The sequence below is a fragment of the Enterobacter cloacae complex sp. S2 genome (assembly GCF_015159675.1).
In the GTDB taxonomy this organism is placed as follows: Bacteria; Pseudomonadota; Gammaproteobacteria; order Enterobacterales; family Enterobacteriaceae; genus Enterobacter; species Enterobacter intestinihominis.
The window spans coordinates 153,767-177,070 of the sequence record NZ_JADDTS010000036.1; the positions used below are offsets into that span (position 1 = coordinate 153,767).

General features: G+C 55.3%; 21 protein-coding genes. 13 read left to right on the forward strand and 8 right to left on the reverse strand.

The window, feature by feature from the left end; translation table 11 throughout:
* Nucleotides 1-72: 72 nt before the first annotated feature.
* The 8 genes from tldD to csrD form a co-directional block, all read right to left on the reverse strand.
* Nucleotides 73-1,518, reverse strand: coding sequence for a metalloprotease TldD (gene tldD, locus IPZ49_RS16905; RefSeq protein ID WP_063146510.1), 1,446 nt, complete (start codon nt 1,516-1,518; stop codon nt 73-75).
* 83 nt (nt 1,519-1,601) lie between these two features.
* On the reverse strand, nt 1,602-5,408 hold the full coding sequence (yhdP, locus tag IPZ49_RS16910; protein WP_048966787.1) for an AsmA2 domain-containing protein YhdP: 3,807 nt from the start codon (nt 5,406-5,408) through the stop codon (nt 1,602-1,604).
* A 42-nt stretch (nt 5,409-5,450) separates the two neighbouring features.
* Nucleotides 5,451-6,920 carry a ribonuclease G gene (gene rng / locus IPZ49_RS16915; RefSeq protein WP_003860405.1) on the reverse strand — a complete coding sequence of 490 codons (1,470 nt, stop codon included), beginning with the start codon at nt 6,918-6,920 and terminating at the stop codon, nt 5,451-5,453.
* A complete protein-coding gene (locus tag IPZ49_RS16920; RefSeq protein WP_023307082.1) occupies nt 6,910-7,503 on the reverse strand; it encodes a nucleoside triphosphate pyrophosphatase in 594 nt (197 codons plus the stop codon). Before IPZ49_RS16920 ends, rng begins: the two co-directional genes overlap by 11 nt.
* A 9-nt stretch (nt 7,504-7,512) precedes the next feature.
* Entirely contained in the window at nt 7,513-8,001 is a 489-nt protein-coding gene (gene mreD, locus IPZ49_RS16925; RefSeq protein ID WP_003860402.1) for a rod shape-determining protein MreD, read from the reverse strand.
* On the reverse strand, nt 8,001-9,017 hold the full coding sequence (gene mreC, locus IPZ49_RS16930; protein WP_003860400.1) for a rod shape-determining protein MreC: 1,017 nt from the start codon (nt 9,015-9,017) through the stop codon (nt 8,001-8,003). Before mreC ends, mreD begins: the two co-directional genes overlap by 1 nt.
* Nucleotides 9,018-9,079: 62 nt before the next feature.
* On the reverse strand, nt 9,080-10,123 hold the full coding sequence (mreB, locus tag IPZ49_RS16935) for a rod shape-determining protein MreB (RefSeq protein WP_000913396.1): 1,044 nt from the start codon (nt 10,121-10,123) through the stop codon (nt 9,080-9,082).
* Between the two features lie 282 nt (nt 10,124-10,405).
* Nucleotides 10,406-12,346 carry an RNase E specificity factor CsrD gene (csrD, locus tag IPZ49_RS16940; protein ID WP_022649564.1) on the reverse strand — a complete coding sequence of 647 codons (1,941 nt, stop codon included), beginning with the start codon at nt 12,344-12,346 and terminating at the stop codon, nt 10,406-10,408.
* A 183-nt stretch (nt 12,347-12,529) separates the two neighbouring features.
* Here csrD and IPZ49_RS16945 point away from each other — a divergent pair, with 183 nt between their 5' ends.
* The 13 genes from IPZ49_RS16945 (at nt 12,530) to IPZ49_RS17005 (ending at nt 23,234) form a co-directional block, all read left to right on the forward strand.
* The gene (locus IPZ49_RS16945; RefSeq protein ID WP_023298743.1) at nt 12,530-13,504 is read left to right on the forward strand and encodes an MDR family oxidoreductase; all 975 of its coding nucleotides are present in this window, start codon (nt 12,530-12,532) and stop codon (nt 13,502-13,504) included.
* Between the two features lie 77 nt (nt 13,505-13,581).
* On the forward strand, nt 13,582-14,583 hold the full coding sequence (gene msrP, locus IPZ49_RS16950) for a protein-methionine-sulfoxide reductase catalytic subunit MsrP (RefSeq protein WP_045309168.1): 1,002 nt from the start codon (nt 13,582-13,584) through the stop codon (nt 14,581-14,583).
* Nucleotides 14,584-15,183, forward strand: coding sequence for a protein-methionine-sulfoxide reductase heme-binding subunit MsrQ (gene msrQ / locus IPZ49_RS16955; protein ID WP_022649567.1), 600 nt, complete (start codon nt 14,584-14,586; stop codon nt 15,181-15,183).
* 234 nt (nt 15,184-15,417) lie between these two features.
* The gene (gene aroQ, locus IPZ49_RS16960; RefSeq protein ID WP_022649568.1) at nt 15,418-15,870 is read left to right on the forward strand and encodes a type II 3-dehydroquinate dehydratase; all 453 of its coding nucleotides are present in this window, start codon (nt 15,418-15,420) and stop codon (nt 15,868-15,870) included.
* Nucleotides 15,871-15,891: 21 nt separating this feature from the next.
* Nucleotides 15,892-16,353 (forward strand): acetyl-CoA carboxylase biotin carboxyl carrier protein, encoded by a 462-nt coding sequence (accB, locus tag IPZ49_RS16965; protein ID WP_010436174.1) that lies wholly within the window; start codon nt 15,892-15,894, stop codon nt 16,351-16,353.
* Nucleotides 16,354-16,363: 10 nt separating this feature from the next.
* Nucleotides 16,364-17,713, forward strand: a complete 1,350-nt coding sequence (gene accC, locus IPZ49_RS16970) for an acetyl-CoA carboxylase biotin carboxylase subunit (protein ID WP_003860388.1) — start codon at nt 16,364-16,366, stop codon at nt 17,711-17,713.
* Nucleotides 17,714-17,821: 108 nt separating this feature from the next.
* Nucleotides 17,822-18,064 carry a YhdT family protein gene (locus IPZ49_RS16975; RefSeq protein WP_022649569.1) on the forward strand — a complete coding sequence of 81 codons (243 nt, stop codon included), beginning with the start codon at nt 17,822-17,824 and terminating at the stop codon, nt 18,062-18,064.
* Entirely contained in the window at nt 18,054-19,505 is a 1,452-nt protein-coding gene (panF, locus tag IPZ49_RS16980; protein ID WP_022649570.1) for a sodium/pantothenate symporter, read from the forward strand. Before IPZ49_RS16975 ends, panF begins: the two co-directional genes overlap by 11 nt.
* Before the next feature lie 11 nt (nt 19,506-19,516).
* Nucleotides 19,517-20,398, forward strand: coding sequence for a 50S ribosomal protein L11 methyltransferase (gene prmA, locus IPZ49_RS16985; RefSeq protein WP_022649571.1), 882 nt, complete (start codon nt 19,517-19,519; stop codon nt 20,396-20,398).
* A gap of 137 nt (nt 20,399-20,535) precedes the next feature.
* Nucleotides 20,536-21,276, forward strand: coding sequence for a carbonic anhydrase (locus tag IPZ49_RS16990; RefSeq protein ID WP_023298748.1), 741 nt, complete (start codon nt 20,536-20,538; stop codon nt 21,274-21,276).
* 329 nt (nt 21,277-21,605) lie between these two features.
* On the forward strand, nt 21,606-22,571 hold the full coding sequence (dusB, locus tag IPZ49_RS16995) for a tRNA dihydrouridine synthase DusB (protein WP_006812176.1): 966 nt from the start codon (nt 21,606-21,608) through the stop codon (nt 22,569-22,571).
* A gap of 23 nt (nt 22,572-22,594) precedes the next feature.
* Complete coding sequence (gene fis / locus IPZ49_RS17000; RefSeq protein WP_000462905.1) at nt 22,595-22,891, forward strand: DNA-binding transcriptional regulator Fis; 297 nt, start codon at nt 22,595-22,597, stop codon at nt 22,889-22,891.
* Between the two features lie 178 nt (nt 22,892-23,069).
* A complete protein-coding gene (locus IPZ49_RS17005; RefSeq protein WP_003860373.1) occupies nt 23,070-23,234 on the forward strand; it encodes a DUF2556 family protein in 165 nt (54 codons plus the stop codon).
* Nucleotides 23,235-23,304 lie beyond the last annotated feature (70 nt).

Genomic DNA, 23,304 nt, shown 5'->3' on the forward strand with positions numbered 1-23,304 from the left:
GAGAAAAGACGGCACGGAGCAGTCCCCTCTCCCCGTTGGGGAGAGGGTTAGGGTGAGGGGAAAATGAAAAAATTACGCCGTGCCGCCCACCGTCAGGTTATCGACCTTCAGGGTTGGCTGGCCCACGCCTACCGGCAGGCTCTGACCCTCTTTGCCGCAAACGCCCACGCCGTTATCCAGCTTCAGGTCGTTACCCACCATGGAAATCTGCTGCATGGCCTCAATGCCAGAGCCAATCAGGGTTGCGCCCTTCACCGCTTTGGTCACTTTGCCCTTCTCAATCAGATACGCCTCTGAGGTAGAGAAGACAAATTTACCGGAGGTGATATCCACCTGGCCGCCGCCAAAGTTTGGCGCGAAGATACCGTAATCAACGGATTCGATAATCTCCTGCGGCGTGGATTTACCCGGCAGCATGTAGGTGTTGGTCATGCGCGGCATCGGCAGGTGTGCGTAGGATTCGCGACGACCGTTACCCGTTGGCGCAACGCCCATCAGACGCGCGTTAAGCTTGTCCTGCATGTAACCTTTCAGTACGCCATTTTCGATCAGCACGTTGTACTGGCCCGGCGTGCCTTCATCGTCGATAGAAATCGAGCCGCGACGGTCGAGCATGGTGCCATCATCCACCACGGTACACAGTTCGGAGGAGACAAGCTGCCCCAGCTGACCGCTGAATACTGACGTCCCGCGACGGTTGAAATCCCCCTCCAGGCCGTGACCGACCGCTTCGTGCAGCAGCACGCCAGGCCAGCCTGCGCCCAGAACCACCGGCAGCGTACCGGCAGGTGCCGCCACGGCAGACAGGTTGACCAGCGCCATGCGCACGGCTTCTTTTGCCCACGCATCCGCGCGCGCTTCGCCGTCAACGTCGCCGAGGAACCAGTCGTAGCCAAAACGACCGCCGCCACCGCTTGAGCCGCGCTCGCGCTTGCCGTCGTCTTCCACCTGCACGCTGATAGAGAGGCGCACAAGCGGACGCACGTCGGCGGCCAGCGTACCGTCCGTCGCCGCCACCAGAATCAGCTCATAGACACCGCTCAGGCTGGCAGAGACTTCCTGCACGCGTTTATCCGCCGCGCGAGCCACTTTGTCCACGCGACGCAGGATGTCCAGCTTCTCTTCGCGGCTCATGCTTTGCAGTGGATCGATGCTGGTATAAAGCGCAGCGTGCTGCACTTCACCCAGGGTTTTCACGCGACCGTCGCCGGTATCACGCACAATGGTTCGCGCCGCCTGCGCGCTCTGCTCCAGCGCGGCCAGGCTTATCTGGTCTGCATAAGCAAAACCGGTTTTTTCGCCGCTGACGGCGCGCACGCCGACGCCCTGGTCAATGTTATAAGAACCATCTTTAATGATGCTGTCTTCTAAAACCCAGGATTCGTGATAGCTCGACTGGAAATAGAGATCGCCGTAGTCGAGGCGGCGTTCGGTCAGTTGACCAAGAATGGAGAACAGGTCCTGATGGCTCAGGCCGTTCGCTGCGAGCAAATGTTCACTTACCAGGTTCAGACTCATCGTATTGCTACTCGTTCGTTGCCGCCAGTGGCGGTATAAAATCAATATTATTGAGAGTGAGGCAATTACCTGCCCACGTCAAATCATTGCTGTGCTTCTTTGCGCGGCTGGCGCAGCACTTCATTAATCTGCGGTTTATCGATTGGGCCCGTAATGCGGTAACGCAGAATCGAGACTTTACTCCAGAGCGGCCCCAGCACTTTGCTGGCGGCAAATACCGCCGCGCCGATTATCGGATTGACCACAAAAGCGGTAGCAACACCCACTGTAGCGGAGATTTCCGGGGCAACAACCGCTTCCATATCCAGCTCCCGGCGCACGAGGTTCACTGATCCTTTCATGGCGATGTCCGCTTCCAGGCCGTCCAGCAGCGTATCATCGGTATGCATCACGCCGTCCTTGATCCAGGCCGTTCCGCGAATGGAGTCATAATAGAAACCGTCGTTGAAGGTATCGCTGAAATCGAAGCGCAGCTTGCGCAGCAGCGCGTCAAAGCTCAGCAGGCGCAGTATTTGCCCTGCATGACCGGTGCTAACATCGGCAATTTGTCCCTTACCAAAACGGGTTCTGAGGATACCGTTCAGCGAGGCAACGTCCGGCTGCCACGGTGCCGCGCGCCAGTGCAGATCGTAATTCACATCGAAGGACGATCCGCGAAGCGGCGTGCTGATCCCAAAGAAGTTAGCCGCGGAGTCCAGCTTGTTGCCTTTAATATCGCCCTTCAGCGAGGTGCGCTGTTCACCCGGTTTGTTCACCCACTCGCCAGCGGCGGTCATGCGGCCAAAGCCGGTATCCACCAGCCCACCAGAGAGGCTCAGCGTATTGCCCTGAATAGCAAAATCACCGTCGATACGGCCATATTTCTGTCCCCACAGCCAGCACTCCGCGCAGCGCAGCTGGAGATCGGGCCAGTTGCTGAAATCCACGCGCGACGTTCCACTGCTGCTGAAAGGAGACGTACTTGTCGACTGTGTTTTAGACGCCGTAAAGGTCGGGTTGTAATAGAGATAACGGATAGCCGCCTGCCATGGCGCGTTATCGCGCATCGTCAACGAACCGTTAATTTCACGCCCCTGCGCCTCGACCTTTGAGCCGTTCACCGTCGGCCGGGAGACAATACTCAGGTTGTTCCACTGCTGCCCACCCAGCGTCAGCGCAGGCGTGCGCAAGGTAATGGACTGCGGGAACTGCGCCGTTTGATCGACGTTTTGCCCGACACCTTTCTGAAACAGTGCCAGCCACTCTGCGCCATCCATCGGCGGGAGATTCAGTTCAATGCCCGCCTGCTCCGGCAGCGGCGGCGTGGTACGGCTGTCCGTCGTCCAGATCGCCCTGTCCAGCGTCAGCTTGCGGTTAAGCAGCCAGCGGCTGTTGAAGTGGTTTGTTCCGCCAGCGTTTCCGGTTAAATCGAAGCTGTTGAGGTTGCCCGCAACCTTTACGTTGACGGGCAGTGCTTCACCGCTTTTCTTGTTCAGCGGTGCGGGAAGCTGGCTACTGAGGTTTTTTAGATCGCCCGTAATGTCGACGTTATAGCGCGCACCGGCATGATAAGGCAGGTCGATGGCGACCTTGCCATTCCATGACACCGCGCCGTCCACCGCATTCTCAATCGGCTTCGGCAGAACATCCATGCGTGACGGCTGCCAGTTCGCGTCCATATTGACCGCCACCTGGTAGGCTTTATCGCCCTCGGTGGTGGAGAAATCGATATTGACGGGTTGATTGAACCAGGTCGCTTTCAGCGGCTTACTTTTCAGATTGCCGTTAACAAAGCTGAACTGACCGCTAAGGTTTTTCAGCGTGCTGTCCAGCGGCTTGATATAGAGGCTGTTATTGTTCAGACGAACGTCGCCTTTGGCGGTGGTCATTTCACCGTCGAGCGGGATATCCAGATGTAAGCGAGCATTCACATCACCATCTAACTGCAACTGCTGGAGAGTGGCCGCCAGGGAGTCATCCAGCGGCGTATCTTCAAAATACGGGCCAACCGCTTTACCCGGCCCATTAATATCCGCATCAATCAGCAGTTTCTCTTTGGAGTAATCCGGGATGTTTGCCGTCAGGTTGCTTGCCGTTACGCCGCCCAGCGCAACGCTGTCCGTCTTCATCCACAAGCCGTCATTCAGGAAGTTGAGTTCGATATTCAGATTCTTCAGCGCGGGCCAGTCCGGCTGGAAGGCATAGGTGGCGTTGCGTAGCGGCACCAGAACCTGGAACTGGCCTTCGTTATGCTTATACGGGAACAGGTGCGGATTGCCGCCGTAGACCAGCGTGGCGTTATCCGCCTGACCGCCCTGAATGGCGCCGCTGAGATAGTCTACCAGCGCTTTCCCCATCAGGTTTTCCGGGAAGTAGCGCCACGCCTGCGAACCGTCATCCGTGCTGATGCCTGCCAGAATGCCCAGCCACGGCTCATCGCCTTCAGGCTGTAGATAACGGAAATTACCGCGGGCATGTACCGCTTTGGCTTTTACATCAATATCGCGACCATCGAGCTGAAAACCTTTGTCATTCTTCAGCCAGTTAAGGGTGGCGTTTCCCTTTTCGATCTCCAGTGGCGCACGGAAGACCGTTTCGTACGGCATTTTTGCTTCCTGCATTTCTGCCGTCAGCCTGCCGTTTTCCACGCTTCCTTCCAGTTTACCGCTGAAGTGCTCGGCACCCGGCAGCAGTTTCCACTGTTTCCATGCGAGATTTTTCCATGCCGCCTGAAAACGCGTCTTTTCCGTGGCCTGGAGCGGAATATCCAACGCCAGCCGGTTTATCTGCCCGCTCGGCTGCGTCGCCAGCCAGATTTCGCCCAGCTCCGGGGAGAGTTTTGCGGCCATTGAACGCAACCCTTCGATCGCCGTCAGATCCAGGTTACTGGCGCGGATACGCAGCTCATCGCTGCGTTTACCGTTTATACCGCCGACGTCCTGCTCCGGCATCCACGCCAGCGTCAGTGCGCCGCGCGGCCAGGGTTTGTTATCCATGGAGATGCGCGTATCCGGAATAGCGAACTGCCAGCCGCCTTTATCCTGCGTCACGTGTGCGGTGAGGTTATCGACGGAAAGCTGATGCTGATGGTTTTCCCCCTTCCAGCTCGCGCCCCCCTGCTTAAGCCAGATATCGCCGCTGGCGAATGCCCCGTTCGTCAGGGTCATCCAGCCTTCCAGGCTGAAGCGCGCGGTTTCCAGCTGCATGTTCTGCTGTAGCCACTCACCCAGCCACGGCTTCACGTCCACGTCGTCTGCCTGTAGCCACACCCTGCCGTTGTTCAGCAGGCCATTGTCGTCGCGCAGATCCATCCGCACCTGCATAACGCCGTGCTGCCCGTTCAGGCTGGAGAGATTCACCTGCCCCTCGGCGCGGTGGCGATCTTTCCCGTTTAGCCAGGTCAGCTGTGGGATCGCCAACTCAGCGCGCTGTCCGGAAAGGGTTATAAAGCTCACTTCGCTGTCGCGGAGATCGAAATGATCGAACTGACGCAGGAAGAGATCGCTGATACGGCTGGTTTCCAGCCCACGATCGCTGTCGCCGCTTTGCAGCGGCGTGTTGGTCATCAGCTGAAGTTGCCAGAAGGTGAGATCGCGAAACTGCCAGCGCAGATGCAGCAGGCTTTGCCAGACATCCAGCGCCAGGGTGACGCGTTTGATTTTAAGATGGCCGCCATCTTTCAGGCTGGCGCTGATATCCCGCGCATCAAGCGTCGGGCCAAAGTTCTGCCAGCTTGCCTCGATATGGCTCACGTCCACCGGCAGACCGGTGGCAGATTCGATTTTTGCCAGGATCTGCGGCCGCCAGCTGTCCAGATGCGGCAAGGCGAGACGCAGCCCGCTCACGAGCAACGCGACAATCACGACCAGCGTTGCCCCTGTAAGCAGTAAAATCCCCGGCAATCGCCTCACGCGTCTCTCCTTGTCAGCCTTAAATCTCGCAGCGAACTGCGTTTACATCATGACGACGTCAAACTGCTCCTGGTTATAGAGCGGCTCAATTTGCACTTTTACCTGTTTGCCGACAAAGATTTCCACTTCCGCCAGCGCGTGCGACTCTTCCCCTTTCAGGGCCTCTGCCACCGCAGGGGAAGCATAGACCAGAAAACGGTCTGAGTCGTAGGCATGATGGACACGGACAATCTCACGCATGATCTCGTAGCAGACCGTCTCCACCGTCTTTACCGTTCCGCGTCCATGGCAGGTTGGACACTCATTACATAGGACATGTTCCACGCTTTCGCGGGTCCGTTTCCGGGTCATTTCCACCAGACCGAGCTGCGAGAAGCCATTGATGCTGGTTTTCACGCGATCTTTACTCAGCGCCTGCTCCAGGGAGTGCAGCACGCGACGGCGGTGGTCTTCATTATTCATATCGATAAAGTCGATGATGATAATACCGCCCAGATTACGCAGGCGAAGCTGGCGTGCGATGGCCTGCGTCGCTTCTATATTGGTATTAAAGATGGTGTCATCGAGGTTGCGATGGCCGACAAACGCGCCGGTGTTGATGTCGACGGTGGTCATCGCTTCGGTTTGATCGATGATCAGATAGCCACCCGATTTCAGCTCAACCTTACGCTCCAGCGCACGCTGGATTTCGTTTTCAACGTCATAGAGATCAAATATTGGCTGGCGTCCGGTGTAATGCTCCAGCAGCCCCGGCATTTCCGGGATGTACTCGGCGGTGAACTCCAGTAAGGCTTCGTACGTCAGACGGGAGTCCACGCGGATTCGGTCGAGCTGCGCATCGGCGAAATCACGTAATACGCGCTGAGCGAGCGCCAGCTCACCGTACAGCCGGTAGCGGGTCTGGTTGCGTTTTTTACGCTCCATCACTTTGGTCCAGACGCGCTTCAGATAGGCCGCATCCGAGGCCAGGTCTTCTTCGCTGATCCCTTCCGCTGCGGTACGGATAATAAACCCGCCCTGCTCGTCGCAGTAGGCGCTGACCACCTTTTTCAGGCGTTCACGCTCGCTTTCGCTCTCAATACGCTGTGACACGCCGACGTGCGACGCCCCCGGCATAAAGACCAGATAACGTGAAGGAAGGGTGATGTCGGTGGTCAGACGCGCGCCTTTGGTGCCCAGCGGATCTTTTACCACCTGCACCATCAGATCCTGGCCCTGACGCACCAGCTCAGAGATGTCGCGCACGGCAAACTGTTTTTGCTCTTCGCCTGCCACGCATTCGGTATGCGGCATGATGTCGGAGGCGTGCAAAAACGCCGCTTTATCGAGCCCAATATCTACAAAAGCCGCCTGCATACCCGGCAGTACACGACTGACACGACCTTTGTAGATATTGCCTACGATTCCGCGCCGCGCTTCACGCTCAATATGAATTTCCTGAAGAATGCCACCATCAATGTAGGCCACACGGGTTTCCGATGGCGTTACGTTTACCAACAATTCAGCCGTCATAATTATCCCTTCCCTCACGCAGTGAGTTAAAATTGCTCAGCAACTCATACGTTTCCACCAGCGGTAAGCCGACTACGGCGTGATAGCTGCCATTTATCTTCCTGACAAAACAGCCACCCAACCCTTGAATACCGTATGCACCTGCTTTATCCATAGGTTCACCGCTGGCGACATAGCCGGCGATCTCCTCGTCGGTGAGGACTCTGAACGTCACTTCCGTTACCACAAGGCAATCCAGAACGTACTGGCTGTCTGCCAGCGCTACCGCCGTCATCACCTGATGGGTTTGTCCGGACATGTTACGCAGCATCCGCGCAGCATGGTCTGCGTCGCGGGGTTTCTCAAGCACCTCACCATTGAGGATGACGATGGTATCGGCCCCCAGCACCGGTAAGTCACGCGGCACGCATGCAACGCCCGCCTGCGCTTTTTCACGCGCCAGACGGGAGACATACTGCTGAGCGCTTTCGCCCTCAGCACGTTTTTCTTCGATACCGGTAACGATGCGTTCGAAGGATACACCCAACTGCGCGAGCAGTTCCTGGCGACGCGGAGAACCGGAGGCAAGATACAAAGACGTCATAGAAACCTTTTATTGCACGGCAAACTGCTGGCGAATTTTACGCATCAGCAGGAACAGCCACGGCCAGAGCACACCGTTTACTACACTACTCCAGAACACTTCCGGTCGGAAAGAGACGTTGATCACTAAAAACTCTGCCCAGAAAACAACGATATCCGCAGCGAGCGACAACAACATCACCACCAGCGCCTGTTGCCAGAGCGCAAGGTTACGAAAGAGCTGGAATTTGAGTGCAACGAGATACGCAATAATGCTCATGGATAAGGCGCGGACGCCAAGCGTAGAGCCACTGATAAGATCCAGTATGGCACCCATCACAAAACCTGTGCCGACATTTACGCGGTGCGGCAGGGCAAGGATCCAGTAGAGCAAAATGAGTAATACCCAGTTTGGCCGGAAAACAAGAATGTCGTCCGGCCAGGGCATAATTTGCAGCAACAATGCAACGAGGAATGAGAGCCAGATTACCCAGCGCCCCTGGCTACGATAACTGGCCACTACTGCCCTCCACCCGAGACTTGCGGCGGTGGCGGCGCATCCGGTAGCGGCTGCGTTAACCCCGTCGCCGGAGCCGGTACGGGCGCAGGTGGCCCCATTGCATCCGGCGCAGGCAGCACCTGCGGCATCATCTGCATCAGGCGCTCATTGGCCACGCGATGCACATCTTCCGGCGTCATCGGGTTAGCGCCGTTGCGATCGGCGCCCCATAGCAGCAGCAGGTAGCGTAAACGCTGCAAGCCAGCCGTTGGACGCGCCTGGATCACGGTGTAGGCACGTTGAGTGTCGAGCTTCACGGAAGAGACAACCGCAACCGGGTAGCCTTCAGGGAAACGACCGCCCAGACCAGACGTCACCAGCACGTCACCCACGCGGATATCCGTGTTGGCGGGCAGGTGTTCCAGTTGCAGATCGTCCGTACAACCATTACCGGCGGCAATTACGCGAATATCGTTACGCAGCACCTGAATCGGCAGTGCATGGGTGGCATCGCAAATCAGCAGCACACGGCTGGTCAGTTTGGCAACCGCCACGACCTGGCCCACAACGCCTTTATCGCTGATGACAGGCTGACCTTCGTATACGCCGTTCACGCTGCCTTTATCAATCACCACCTGATCGCTGTATGGATCGTTTACGGTGGAGATCACCTGGGTGACCATTTTCTGTTCATCCTGGCGCAGCGGCGAGCCAAGCAGTTCCCGCAGACGCGCGTTTTCCTGCTTATATTGCCCCAGCATCAGTAGCTCGCTGTTTTTCAGCAGCAGTTCCTGGCGTAATGCACGGTTTTCGAGTTCGAGCTGGTCACGCGATGAAAGCGTTTGCGACACGGAGTCGAGCAGTTCACGGGGACCATTTGAAATAAAGTAGAAAGGACTGACGGCGGTATCCATGTACGTTCGGATCTGGCTGAACGTACCGAGGCGGCTATCGGCAATAATGACCCCGAGCGCCACCAGAACCGCCAGGATCAGGCGAAACTGTAGCGACGGGCCACGGCTAAAAATTGGCTTCATAGGCTATGCGTATTCTCGCGTCAGAGAGAAAGGGTAGCCATTTGCTACCCTCTCACACCCGACTACTCTTCGCTAAACAAGTCGCCGCCGTGCATGTCGATCATTTCCAGCGCCTTGCCACCACCACGGGCGACGCAAGTCAGTGGATCTTCTGCAACTACGACAGGAATACCTGTCTCTTCCATTAACAGGCGGTCGAGGTTACGCAGCAGCGCACCACCACCGGTCAGAACCATACCGCGCTCGGAGATATCGGAGGCCAGCTCTGGCGGGCACTGTTCCAGCGCAACCATCACCGCGCTCACGATGCCGGTCAGCGGCTCCTGCAACGCTTCCAGGATTTCGTTGGAGTTCAGGGTGAATCCGCGTGGCACGCCTTCTGCCAGGTTACGACCACGAACTTCGATCTCGCGAACTTCATCACCCGGATAGGCAGAACCGATTTCATGCTTGATGCGCTCTGCGGTCGCTTCACCGATCAGAGAGCCGTAGTTACGGCGAACGTAATTGATGATGGCTTCGTCGAAACGGTCACCGCCGATACGCACGGAAGAGGAGTACACCACGCCGTTCAGGGAGATAACGGCCACTTCAGTGGTACCGCCACCGATATCCACCACCATAGAACCGGTTGCTTCAGAAACCGGCAGACCCGCACCAATTGCCGCAGCCATCGGTTCTTCAATCAGGAACACTTCACGCGCACCGGCACCCTGAGCGGATTCACGGATTGCACGGCGTTCAACCTGGGTTGCGCCAACCGGCACACACACCAGTACGCGCGGGCTTGGGCGCATGAAGCTGTTGCTGTGAACCTGCTTGATGAAGTGCTGAAGCATTTTTTCGGTCACGAAGAAGTCAGCAATAACGCCATCTTTCATTGGGCGGATCGCGGCAATGTTGCCCGGCGTACGGCCCAGCATCTGCTTCGCATCATGGCCTACTGCGGCCACGCTTTTTGGCGAGCCAGCACGATCCTGACGAATGGCCACAACGGAAGGCTCATTCAATACGATGCCTTGTCCTTTTACATAGATAAGGGTATTCGCGGTACCCAGGTCAATGGACAGGTCATTGGAAAACATGCCACGAAATTTTTTCAACATACTAAGGGATAATCCTGAAAGCTGGGGCGGAAAACAAAATCCGCTTACTTTACCAACCACACGCAGCAGCGACAAGGCGCAAAAATCGTCTGCTACGGTGAAAATTAGTGCAGCACGTTTCCTTTGTTACAAATTCATCCCCTGAATCCCTCAGGGCTGAGTAAACAGCAGCGTCCCTCACTTTCACTTGTAACCTATAAAAGGTCGTTCACTGGCTTTTATGCTCGTCTTACTCAAAGCTACAGGCGCGATATTCTACGTGAAAACAAAGTAAACGGCAGGTCAAACAGAGTATCTTTGCAAATATTTTTTCACATTGGTGTCAAGCGGCTGAGAGGCGGCAAAAAAATCCCCCTGACCGCCCGTCACGCCGCGCTCTGTCAACATCTGCCATTCACTGCGTGAACGTACGCCTGCGGCAAATACTTGCGTTTGCGTTCCTTTGCACGCCTCCACCAGGCTTTGTACCAGCAGCTGGTTTTCCGTGCGCTTTTCGATATTCCTTACCAGACCTGGATGCAGCTTCAATAATTCGACATCCAGCTCTTTGATCCAGCTGGTGCTGACCAGGGTAAGACCCGCCTGTGTTACCGCCACGCGAGCCCCAAGCGCATTGATTAAACGCACAACCGAGCGCAACCGGCTGATGTGTTGACCTACATCTGCCTCTGCAAGTTCAAAAATAATGCGTTTGCGTTGCGATTTTTCGCATTGCATTAACGTGTCACGTAACCAACGCTGAAAACGCGGACGGATCAGCGATTCGACGGTCACCTGTAAAGCCAGATTTTCTTCAGGCCAGTACGATAAAAACGGAATGAGGCGGGTGATTTGCTGGCGGTCATACTCTTCGGACAATCCGAATTGCAGCACCATCGGCAAATACTCTGCGGAGATAACCTCCTCGGTCCCATCAAAAATACGGCACATCAGCTCACGATGATGGACATGACCATTTTTTATGACCGCCGGTTTTTGATAGATGCGCGGTCCACCCCGGCTCAGCATCTGTTCAATCAGGGTTCGCCAGCGTACGTTGCCGCGCCCTTTTTCCGGTAGCGTATCATCATAGACCGCCCAGCCGTTCGCCCCCTGCAATACGGCGTTGCGCGTGGCCGCTTCTGCATGTTCCATCACCTGCTCCGTCGACTGACCGCCGCGCCAGGCACAGATGCCCATATGCACCATGTCGTCGCGGTCGAGCATTTTGCTCTGGGGTAGCGCATCGACGGCTTTCAACAGCTGGCTGGCGATACTCTCGGACTCCTTTAAGGTGCGATGCGGCAGCAAGACGGCAAAGTCGCTGCGGTGGTAGCGTGCCAGTAACGCGCCGGGGTAGCGCATAATAAAGGTGGACAGCAGGTTAATCAGCGTGAAGAGGTTCTCTTCCGCCACGCGCTGGCCCCAGGTATCACGGAGCAGATCGAAGTCGGGCAGGCGAATCATCATTACCACGCCATGCGTCCCCACCTTTTCGGGATCATCAAGAAGCGTAGCCAGCTGATTATCAAAGAAGAGACGGTTGTTAAGGCCCGTTTTGTTATCCTGCGCGGCGTAGGAGCGAATCAACGTGTCCATACGGCTACGCTGATCGCTGGCAAACTGGATTTCGGAGAGCAGCACGTCCAGGGCGCTACTGGTACGTGATGGCCATTCATAAACCGATCCCCGTACCTGCGGACCCCGCTCGCCATTCAGTATTCGCACCGAGCGTGTTTCCAGCAGTTCCTGGCCGGAAAGTTGACGACGCTGCCAGCGAACGGCGAGGAAAATCAGCAGGACGATCAAGGCAACGGCGATGGTTAAGGGCGCGGTGGTCATGAGCGAGCGTAAATAGTTGCTCATCGGATCCTGGTACATCAGATGGATTGTCATACCCGGATGTTTAAGTGAGCGTACCGTTATGTCCCGATACTGATCTACCGTGCCGGCAGGACGGTAGCTGCCCTGACGGGTATGGCTGAAAACGGTCTGCTTCCCCTGTTTAATGTCGATCTGCACGATATCCACAGGCACCATTAACTCATCCAGTTCACGCGAAAGTGCCGGGAAGGAGGTTGTAATCAGGCGAGTGTCGATAACCGATGCAACCGATTCTACCCGGTTAACCAGCTTATCCTGGATGGCATTATAAAAGCTCAGCGAGCAGCCGATTAGCGTGACAAATATGGTCAGTCCCGTCAGCAAGGTGATAAAAGCTGAGAACTTCGTCGTTAATCGCATCCTTGAGATTACTCCGTGGGTTGAAGGGGTCGCAAGTGAGCGCTAACTTGCATTTCAAATGCGGCATACTACCAAACCTGGTGTATCTGGCAATTTATTGCGTTAAATCGGCACTGCGTTTCATTGAGCGAGTATAGTCTTCAGTACATATTTTCCCATCATCAATCCTAGTGAGGACCCTGTATGCAGGCTTTGATCTTAGAACAGCAGGACGGCAAAACCGTTGCCTCGGTGCAAGCCATTGACGAGAGCCGCCTGCCGGAGGGCGACGTGACCGTAGATATCGACTGGTCAAGCCTGAACTATAAAGATGCACTGGCCATTACGGGAAAAGGTAAAATCATCCGAAATTTCCCAATGGTGCCAGGCATCGACTTGGCTGGCCGCGTGCATACCAGTGAAGATCCGCGTTTTCACGCCGGACAGCAGGTGCTGCTCACCGGCTGGGGCGTAGGTGAAAACCACTGGGGAGGACTGGCAGCGCAGGCGCGCGTAAAAGGTGACTGGCTGGTCCCGATGCCGAAAGGCCTGGACGGCCGTAAGGCGATGATCGTCGGCACGGCAGGTTTCACCGCCATGCTCTGCGTGATGGCGCTGGAAGAGGCCGGGATCCGTCCTGACTCTGGCGAAATTGTCGTGACCGGCGCCAGCGGTGGCGTGGGCAGCACGGCCGTCACGCTGCTGCACAAGCTGGGGTACCAGGTCGCCGCCGTCTCTGGCCGCGAAAGTACGCATGATTATCTACGTCAGTTGGGCGCAAGCCGTATTCTGAGCCGCGACGAATTCGCCGAGACCCGTCCGCTGGAAAAACAGGTCTGGGCTGGCGCTGTAGATACCGTCGGCGACAAAGTGCTGGCGAAGGTACTGGCGCAAATGAATTACGGTGGCTGCGTGGCGGCCTGTGGTCTGGCGGGTGGTTTTGCCCTGCCGACGACGGTGATGCCATTTATTCTGCGTAACGTGCGTCTTCAGGGTGTCGATTCGGTCATGACCCCAGCCGAGCGGCGGGCTGAGGCCTGGGAACGTCTGGCGCGGGATCTGCCAGCCTCATTCTATGAGCAGAGCGCCACTGAGATTACCCTGAGCCAGGCGCCAGAGTACGCCAATAAAATCATGGACAACCAGTTCCACGGTCGTGCGCTGGTTAAAATCGCCTAATCTTCAAATTTTCGTGACATATTCGCGCTAACCCTCCTCCTCCGTCATGCTTAGAAAAACGCCTGACGGAGGATGCCATGAAAACCCGAAAACTGACGGAAGCAGACGTAACGTCCGAGTCTGTCTTTATGCTACAGCGTCGCCAGATCCTGAAAATGCTTGGCATCAGCGCCACTGCCCTGACGCTCCCCCCTGCGGCCCACGCCGATCTGCTCGACTGGTTTAAGGGCAACGACCGCCCGAAAGCCCCCTCTGGCGCACCGCTTAACTTCACGAAACCGGCGCAGTGGCAGAATAAACTGACGTTGACGCCGGAAGATAAAGTCACCGGCTATAACAACTTCTATGAGTTTGGGCTCGATAAGGCCGATCCTGCCGCCAACGCCGGGAGCATGAAAACCGATCCCTGGACGCTGAAGATTGATGGCGAAGTGGCAAAGCCGCTGACGCTGGATCATCATGACCTCACCACCCGCTTCCCACTTGAAGAACGCATTTACCGTATGCGCTGTGTGGAAGCCTGGTCGATGGTGGTGCCGTGGGTAGGTTTCCCTTTGCATAAACTGCTGGCGCTGGTTGAGCCCACCAGCAACGCGAAGTATGTTTCTTTCCAGACGCGCTATGCCCCGGACGAGATGCCAGGCCAGAAGGATCGGTTTATCGGCGGCGGGCTGGAGTATCCCTACGTTGAAGGTTTACGTCTCGACGAAGCCATGCATCCGCTTACGCTGCTCACCGTCGGGGTTTACGGCAAAGCGCTGCCGCCGCAAAACGGGGCGCCCATTCGCCTGACCGTACCGTGGAAATACGGTTTCAAGGGCATCAAATCGATCGTCAGCATTAAGCTCACCCGTGAACGCCCACCCACCACCTGGAACCTCGCAGCGCCAGATGAGTATGGTTTTTTTGCCAACGTTAACCCGCACGTTGATCATCCACGCTGGTCGCAAGCGACGGAACGTTTTATCGGTTCCGGCGGCGCGCTGGATGTTAAACGCCAGCCAACGCTGCTGTTTAACGGCTATGCAGATGAGGTGGCATCCCTCTATCGTGGGCTGAATTTACGGGAGAACTTCTAAGTGCGTTTAACGGCAAAGCAGATAACCTGGCTGAAGGTACTCCTGCATTTAGCCGGATTACTCCCCTTTATCTGGCTCTTTTGGGCAGCCAGCCAGGGACAGTTCAGTGCCGATCCGGCTAAAGATATTCAGCATTTTACGGGTCGGATGGCTCTGAAATTTTTGCTGGCGACCTTGCTCGTCTCACCGCTGGCGCGCTACGCTAAACAGCCATTGTTAATACGTACCCGTCGGCTTTTGGGGCTATGGTGTTTTGCCTGGGCGACGCTGCATCTCACCAGTTACGCCCTGCTGGAACTGGGCATTAACAACCTGGCACTCCTTGGCAGCGAACTGGTTACGCGTCCTTATCTGACGCTGGGTATCGTAAGCTGGCTGGTTTTACTGGCGCTGACGCTGACATCCACGCAGTACGCGCAGCGAAAAATGGGACGGCGCTGGCAACTGCTGCACAACTTCGTCTATCTTGTCGCGATCCTCGCGCCCATCCATTACCTGTGGTCGGTGAAGATATTATCTCCTCAGCCGGTCATCTACGCCCTGCTGGCATTGGCCCTTTTAGCATGGCGTTACAAGAAGTTCCGCCAGTGGGTACGATAGTCCACGAAACTGTGCGTTTTCCCGCAGATTATTTATCAGCCGCGAATCTTTTTCGGATAGCGGTTGATAATCTTCCCTGATAAGACCAGTATTTAGCTGCCAAATGCTACGAAATCGTTATAATGTGCGACTTCGGTTTTCTGGACAGGGGTTTTTGGCCTCTGAAAGGGTGACAATTGCGTGTTGAGGGTATATGTTGTTTTTTACCCGAAAATCGCAGGAGATAGCGGCACAATGGCTGACAAATTCCAAATTTTAGTATTGAACGGACCGAACCTGAACATGCTCGGCACCCGTGAGCCAGAGAAGTACGGCACGCTGACATTGAGCGAAATTGTTAACCGTCTGGGTACGGAAGCAGCCTCGCTGAATGTGGATTTGGACCATTTTCAGTCAAACGCGGAGTACGCAATCATCGACCGTATTCATCAGGCTAAAGACACTGTGGACTATATCCTGATCAATCCGGCCGCGTTTACGCACACCAGTGTTGCTATACGCGACGCACTGCTCGCGGTGAGTATCCCGTTTATCGAGATCCATCTGAGTAACGTGCACGCCCGAGAGCCGTTCCGCCACCATTCCTACTTGTCAGATATCGCCGCTGGCGTGATATGTGGGCTGGGTGCAGACGGCTATTCATACGCTTTACAGACAGCGGTAAAACGCTTGTCACAATCACACTAAACAAGAGTACGGAACCCACTCATGGATATTCGTAAGATTAAAAAACTGATCGAGCTGGTTGAAGAATCAGGCATCTCCGAACTGGAAATTTCTGAAGGCGAAGAGTCTGTACGCATCAGCCGTGCAGCCCCAGCCGCTAGCTTCCCGGTAATGCAGCAAGCTTATGCTGCGCCAGTGCAGCAGCCTGCGCTCTCCGCAGCCGTTGCACCAGCAGCAGAAGCCGCACCTGCAGCAGCTGCAGAAATCAGTGGTCACATCGTACGTTCCCCAATGGTTGGTACTTTCTACCGCACCCCGAGCCCGGACGCGAAAGCGTTCATCGAAGTGGGTCAGAAAGTCAACGTAGGCGATACCCTGTGCATCGTTGAAGCCATGAAAATGATGAACCAGATCGAAGCAGACAAATCAGGTACTGTGAAAGCGATTCTGGTCGAAAGTGGTCAGCCGGTAGAATTTGACGAGCCGCTGGTCGTCATCGAGTAACGAGGCGAACATGCTGGATAAAATTGTTATCGCCAACCGTGGCGAGATTGCACTGCGTATTCTTCGTGCCTGTAAAGAACTGGGCATCAAGACCGTGGCCGTGCACTCAAGCGCGGATCGCGATTTAAAACACGTATTGCTGGCGGATGAGACGGTCTGTATCGGTCCGGCTCCGTCCGTAAAAAGCTATCTGAACATCCCGGCGATCATCAGCGCCGCCGAAATCACTGGCGCGGTCGCGATTCACCCGGGTTATGGTTTCCTCTCTGAGAACGCCAACTTTGCTGAGCAGGTTGAACGCTCTGGCTTTATCTTCATTGGCCCGAAAGCCGACACCATTCGCCTGATGGGTGACAAAGTGTCTGCCATCACCGCGATGAAAAAAGCTGGCGTGCCAACCGTACCGGGCTCTGACGGCCCGCTGACCGACGATATGGATGCTAACCGCGCCCATGCTAAACGCATTGGCTACCCGGTGATCATCAAAGCGTCCGGCGGCGGCGGCGGTCGCGGTATGCGCGTTGTACGCAGCGATGCTGAACTGGCGCAGTCCATCTCCATGACCAAAGCGGAAGCGAAAGCGGCTTTCAGCAATGACATGGTGTACATGGAAAAATACCTGGAAAACCCACGCCACATCGAAATTCAGGTGCTGGCTGACGGTCAGGGCAACGCGATCTATCTGGCTGAACGTGACTGCTCCATGCAGCGTCGTCACCAGAAAGTCGTCGAAGAAGCGCCAGCGCCGGGCATTACGCCGGAACTGCGTCGCTACATCGGTGAGCGTTGCGCCAAAGCGTGTGTCGATATCGGCTATCGCGGGGCGGGTACCTTTGAGTTCCTGTTCGAAAACGGCGAGTTCTACTTCATTGAAATGAACACCCGTATTCAGGTTGAACACCCGGTTACCGAAATGATCACCGGCGTTGACCTGATCAAAGAACAGCTGCGTATCGCAGCCGGTCAGCCGCTGTCCATCAAACAGGAAGAAGTTGTGGTTAAAGGCCATGCGGTAGAGTGCCGTATCAACGCCGAAGACCCGAACACCTTCCTGCCAAGCCCGGGTAAAATCACGCGTTTCCACGCGCCGGGTGGCTTTGGTGTGCGCTGGGAGTCCCATATTTACGCCGGTTACACCGTACCGCCGTACTATGACTCAATGATCGGTAAGCTGATCTGCTACGGCGAAAACCGTGACGTGGCCATTGCCCGCATGAAGAACGCCCTTCAGGAGCTGATCATCGACGGGATCAAAACCAACGTAGATCTCCAGATGCGCATCATGAGCGACGAGCACTTCCAGAATGGTGGTACTAACATCCACTACCTGGAGAAAAAACTCGGTCTGAACGAGAAGTAAAAGACCAGTGTTGCTAAAAGGCCGGATTATCCGGCCTTTTTTATTTCTGGGGATCGCAAAGCCCCATCATGTACAATCCCCGCTTTCTTCATCCACAAGGGACAAAAAATGGACAAACGTTTTGTTCAGGCCCATAAAGAAGCGCGCTGGGCGCTGTGGCTGACCCTTCTCTATCTCGCTGCATGGTTAGTAACTGCTTACTTACCTGATTCAGCGATTGGCATTACCGGCCTCCCGCACTGGTTTGAAATGGCCTGCCTGCTGCTGCCGCTGGTGTTTATTGTGCTGTGCTGGGCGATGGTGAAATTCATCTATCGCGATATCTCCCTGGAGGACGATGATGCAGCTTGAAGTCATTCTGCCGCTTGTCGCTTACCTGTTCCTGGTGTTTGGCCTGTCGGTTTATGCGATGCGTAAACGTTCGACCGGCACCTTTCTGAACGAGTATTTCCTCGGGAGCCGCTCAATGGGTGGCGTCGTGCTGGCCATGACGCTGACCGCTACTTACATCAGCGCCAGCTCGTTTATCGGTGGCCCGGGCGCCGCTTATAAGTACGGACTGGGCTGGGTACTGCTGGCCATGATCCAGCTGCCTGCCATCTGGCTCTCTCTGGGCATACTGGGTAAAAAGTTTGCCATTCTGGCCCGTCGCTACAATGCCGTGACGCTGAACGATATGCTGTTTGCCCGCTATCAGAGTCGCTTGCTGGTATGGCTGGCAAGCCTGAGTCTGCTGGTGGCGTTTATTGGTGCGATGACGGTGCAGTTTATCGGCGGCGCACGTCTGCTGGAAACGGCAGCCGGGATCCCCTACGAGACGGGTCTGGTCATTTTCGGTGTGAGTATCGCGCTGTACACCGCGTTTGGCGGGTTCCGTGCCAGCGTTCTGAACGACACGATGCAGGGAATGGTGATGCTCATTGGCACTCTCGTTCTGCTGGTGGGTATCGTGCATGCCGCAGGGGGCCTGAGCCATGCGGTTGAAACCCTGGAAGCGATCGATCCGAAACTGGTCTCGCCGCAGGGGGCGGATGACATCCTCTCTCCAACCTTTATGACCTCGTTCTGGGTGCTGGTGTGCTTTGGCGTGATTGGCCTGCCGCATACCGCCGTGCGCTGCATCTCATATAAAGACAGCAAAGCGGTACACCGCGGGATTATTATCGGGACAATTGTGGTGGCAATCCTGATGTTTGGTATGCACCTGGCGGGCGCGCTGGGACGCGCGGTGATCCCTGACCTTACCGTACCGGATCTGGTCATTCCAACCCTGATGGTGAAAGTACTTCCGCCGTTTGCCGCCGGAATTTTCCTCGCCGCACCCATGGCGGCCATTATGTCGACCATCAACGCTCAGTTGCTGCAAAGTTCCGCTACGATCATTAAAGATCTCTATCTGAATTTGCGCCCTGAACAGGTCGAAAATGAGCGACGCCTCAAGCGCATGTCGGCGGTGATTACCCTGGTGCTGGGGGCGTTGCTGCTGCTGGCCGCGTGGCGTCCACCGGAGATGATCATCTGGTTGAACCTGCTCGCCTTTGGCGGGCTGGAAGCCGTTTTCCTGTGGCCGCTGGTGCTGGGGCTGTACTGGGAACGCGCGAATGCCGCGGGTGCATTAAGCGGCATGATTGTCGGGGGCGTCCTGTATGCCGTTCTCGCCACGTTGAAAATTCAGTATCTTGGCTTTCACCCGATCGTGCCTTCGTTACTGTTAAGTTTACTGGCGTTTGTGGTGGGTAACCGTTTTGGCCGTCCCGTTCCACCCGCCACCCTGATTTCTACTGATAAATAAAGAGTTTTGCCATGCCGTGGATCCAATTGAAACTGAACACAACCGGCGCGAACGCCGAAGAACTGAGTGATGCGCTGATGGAGGCCGGTTCGGTCTCTATCACGTTCCAGGACACGCATGACACGCCGGTCTTTGAGCCGCTACCAGGCGAAACGCGCCTGTGGGGTGATACGGACGTTATCGGCCTGTTCGATGCAGAAACCGACATGAAAGAGGTCGTGGCGATTCTGGAAAACCATCCGCTGCTGGGCGCGGGTTTCGCGCATAAAATCGAACAGCTGGAAGACAAAGACTGGGAACGCGAGTGGATGGACAACTTCCATCCAATGCAGTTTGGTCAGCGTCTGTGGATCTGCCCAAGCTGGCGCGACGTTCCCGATGAAAATGCGGTCAACGTAATGCTGGATCCGGGTCTGGCGTTCGGCACCGGTACCCACCCGACAACCTCCCTGTGCCTGCAATGGCTGGATGGCCTGGATCTGGAAGGCAAAACCGTGATCGACTTCGGTTGCGGATCCGGGATCCTCGCTATCGCGGCGCTGAAACTGGGCGCGGCAAAAGCCATCGGGATCGACATCGATCCGCAGGCGATTCAGGCCAGCCGTGATAACGCCGAGCGTAATGGCGTTTCCGATCGCCTTGAACTGTATCTGCCCGATGCACAGCCAGAGGCCATGAAAGCCGATGTGGTGGTCGCGAATATCCTGGCTGGCCCGTTACGCGAGCTGGCGCCGTTAATCAGCGTGCTGCCGGTTGAAGGCGGTCTGCTGGGCCTGTCCGGTATCCTTGCCAGCCAGGCAGACAGCGTCTGTGAAGCCTACGCCGATCTCTTTGCGCTCGACCCGGTTGTCGAGAAAGAAGAGTGGTGTCGCATCACCGGTCGTAAAAAATAAGCCTTTGGCGTGGTCGTCTGACCACGCCTTTTCCCTTCGGCTTTTTCTCCCCCCTTCATCCTTTCTTCGATAAAATAACCACACAAATCACAATGTTAATCATTGATTTGGATAATAAAATTCACAGGAAGAATACGATGAAACACATTTCAGGCAAGGCAGCGCTGCTGGCGCTGAGCGTGATTTCGGCTTCAACTTACGCCTCACACTGGAGCTATCAAGGAGAAGGCGCACCGGAACACTGGGGCGAACTGGACGAGGCGTACAAGACGTGTAAAAGCGGGATGTATCAGTCGCCGGTTAACATTGATAATACGGTCAAAGCTCACATCTCTCCGCTGGAAACGCACTATATCGACGGCCCGGTCACCCTGACAAACAACGGCCATACTATCCAGGCGAGTGAAAATGCCGATACACGCGACAGCATCACGCTTGATAAACAGACCTGGACATTACAGCAGTTCCATTTCCATGCGCCTTCCGAAAACACGGTGCACGGTAAAAAATACGCAATGGAAATGCATCTGGTCCATAAAAACGCTGACGGCGAACTGACGGTCGTTGCCGTTATGTTCGATCAGGGCGCGGCAAACGCTGCACTGGATAAACTCTGGGGCGTGATGCCAGGACAGGTTGACCAGAACGTTACAATTAAGCCAACCCTCGATATGAATAAATTACTGCCTGCGGATAAAACCTACTGGCGTTTTAGCGGCTCCCTGACCACGCCACCGTGCTCAGAAGGGGTGACGTGGTTGGTGCTCAAGCATCCGCTGACCGTCTCTGCTGAACAGCTGCAAAAATTCACTCACACTATGCACCACGAAAACAGCCGCCCGGTTCAGCCGCTTCATGGCCGTCTGGTTGTTGAATAAGCCGATTTTTTGCGCTGATATCCTGTGCTGAAATGCGACGCAGATCGCAAAGAAGCGCCATAATCTGCTGCATATCGCAGCAGATTATCCCGGCCAATTGATTCATTTATTCAGAAATGATGAGAAGTTACGGGAAATTGTAAGCGCCCACAAAATGTTCATTTCTTCATAACACAATGATTTAAATAGCGAATAATCTTATCCGAAAAGAATGACTGGCGATTCCTTGATCTACAACAGAGGATTGTTCAAAGTTTGGCCTTTCATCTCGTGCAAAAAATGCGTAATATACGCCGCCTTGCAGTCACAGTATGGTCATTTCTTAACTCATGCGCATCGGACACCACCAGCTTAGAAATCGCCTGATCGCAGCCCCAATGGCAGGTATTACCGACCGGCCGTTCAGGACGCTGTGCTACGAGATGGGAGCAGGATTAACCGTTTCCGAGATGATGTCGTCTAACCCGCAGGTTTGGGAAAGCGACAAGTCCCGCCTTCGGATGGTGCACGTGGATGAGCCAGGTATCCGCACCGTGCAAATTGCCGGAAGCGTGCCTGAAGAGATGGCAGATGCCGCGCGTATTAACGTGGAAAGTGGCGCCCAGATTATTGATATCAATATGGGTTGCCCGGCCAAAAAGGTGAATCGCAAGCTTGCAGGTTCAGCCCTTCTGCAATACCCCGACCAGGTGAAGTCAATCCTGACGGCGGTTGTCAGCGCAGTGGACGTTCCTGTTACGTTGAAGATTCGCACGGGTTGGTCGCCGGAACACCGTAACTGTGTAGAGATTGCCCAACTGGCCGAAGACTGTGGCATTCAGGCCCTGACCATTCATGGACGCACTCGCGCCTGTTTGTTCAACGGTGAAGCTGAATACGACAGCATTCGGGCAGTTAAGCAGAAAGTTTCCATTCCGATTATCGCGAATGGCGACATAACTGACCCGCTTAAAGCCAGAGCTGTGCTCGACTATACGGGAGCTGATGCTCTGATGATAGGACGTGCCGCTCAGGGAAGACCCTGGATCTTTCGGGAAATCCAGCATTATCTGGACACTGGGGAGCTGCTTGCCCCGCTGCCTCTGGCAGAGGTTAAGCGCTTGCTTTGTTCGCATGTTCGGGAACTGCATGACCACTACGGCCAGGCAAAAGGGTACCGAATTGCGCGTAAACACGTATCCTGGTATCTCCAGGAGCACGCTCCAAATGACCAGTTTCGGCGCACATTCAACGCCATTGAGGATGCCAGCGAACAGCTGGAGGCGTTGGAGGCATACTTCGAAAATCTTGCGTAATGAAATAAAGAGCTGACAGAACTATGTTCGAACAACGCGTAAATTCTGACGTACTGACCGTTTCTACCGTTAACTCTCAGGATCAGGTGACTCAAAAGCCCCTGCGTGACTCGGTTAAACAGGCACTGAAGAACTATTTTGCTCAACTGAACGGTCAGGATGTTAATGACCTGTATGAGCTGGTACTGGCTGAAGTTGAACAGCCACTGTTGGACATGGTGATGCAATACACCCGTGGTAATCAAACCCGCGCTGCCCTGATGATGGGCATCAACCGTGGTACCCTGCGTAAGAAATTGAAAAAATACGGCATGAACTGATACTAATCAGTTAAATGCTTGTTTAAAAAGGCGCTCTTCGGCATGGGGAAGCGCCTTTTTTATTGCCCGGATGAGCGACCGTCAACGCTTTGTAAACCTTCTCCTTCCCCACTTTTCAACGCCCGCTTTTCGTGTATATTTCCACCACCTTACAGGCTCTCTTTTCGCGGAATGACACATGATTCGTAAATACTGGTGGCTGGTCGTTTTTGCTGTCTCTGTTTTCATTTTCGATGCGCTGCTGATGCAGTGGATTGAACTGATGAGCACCGAAACCGATAAATGTCGCAATATGAATTCCGTGAACCCGCTAAAACTGGTCAACTGCTCAGAGCTGGACTAGCCTCTTCCATCCTGTACCCCTCTGTTATCACCCAATAAAAACAGGGGCTTAAATCACTTTTCGTCATTTC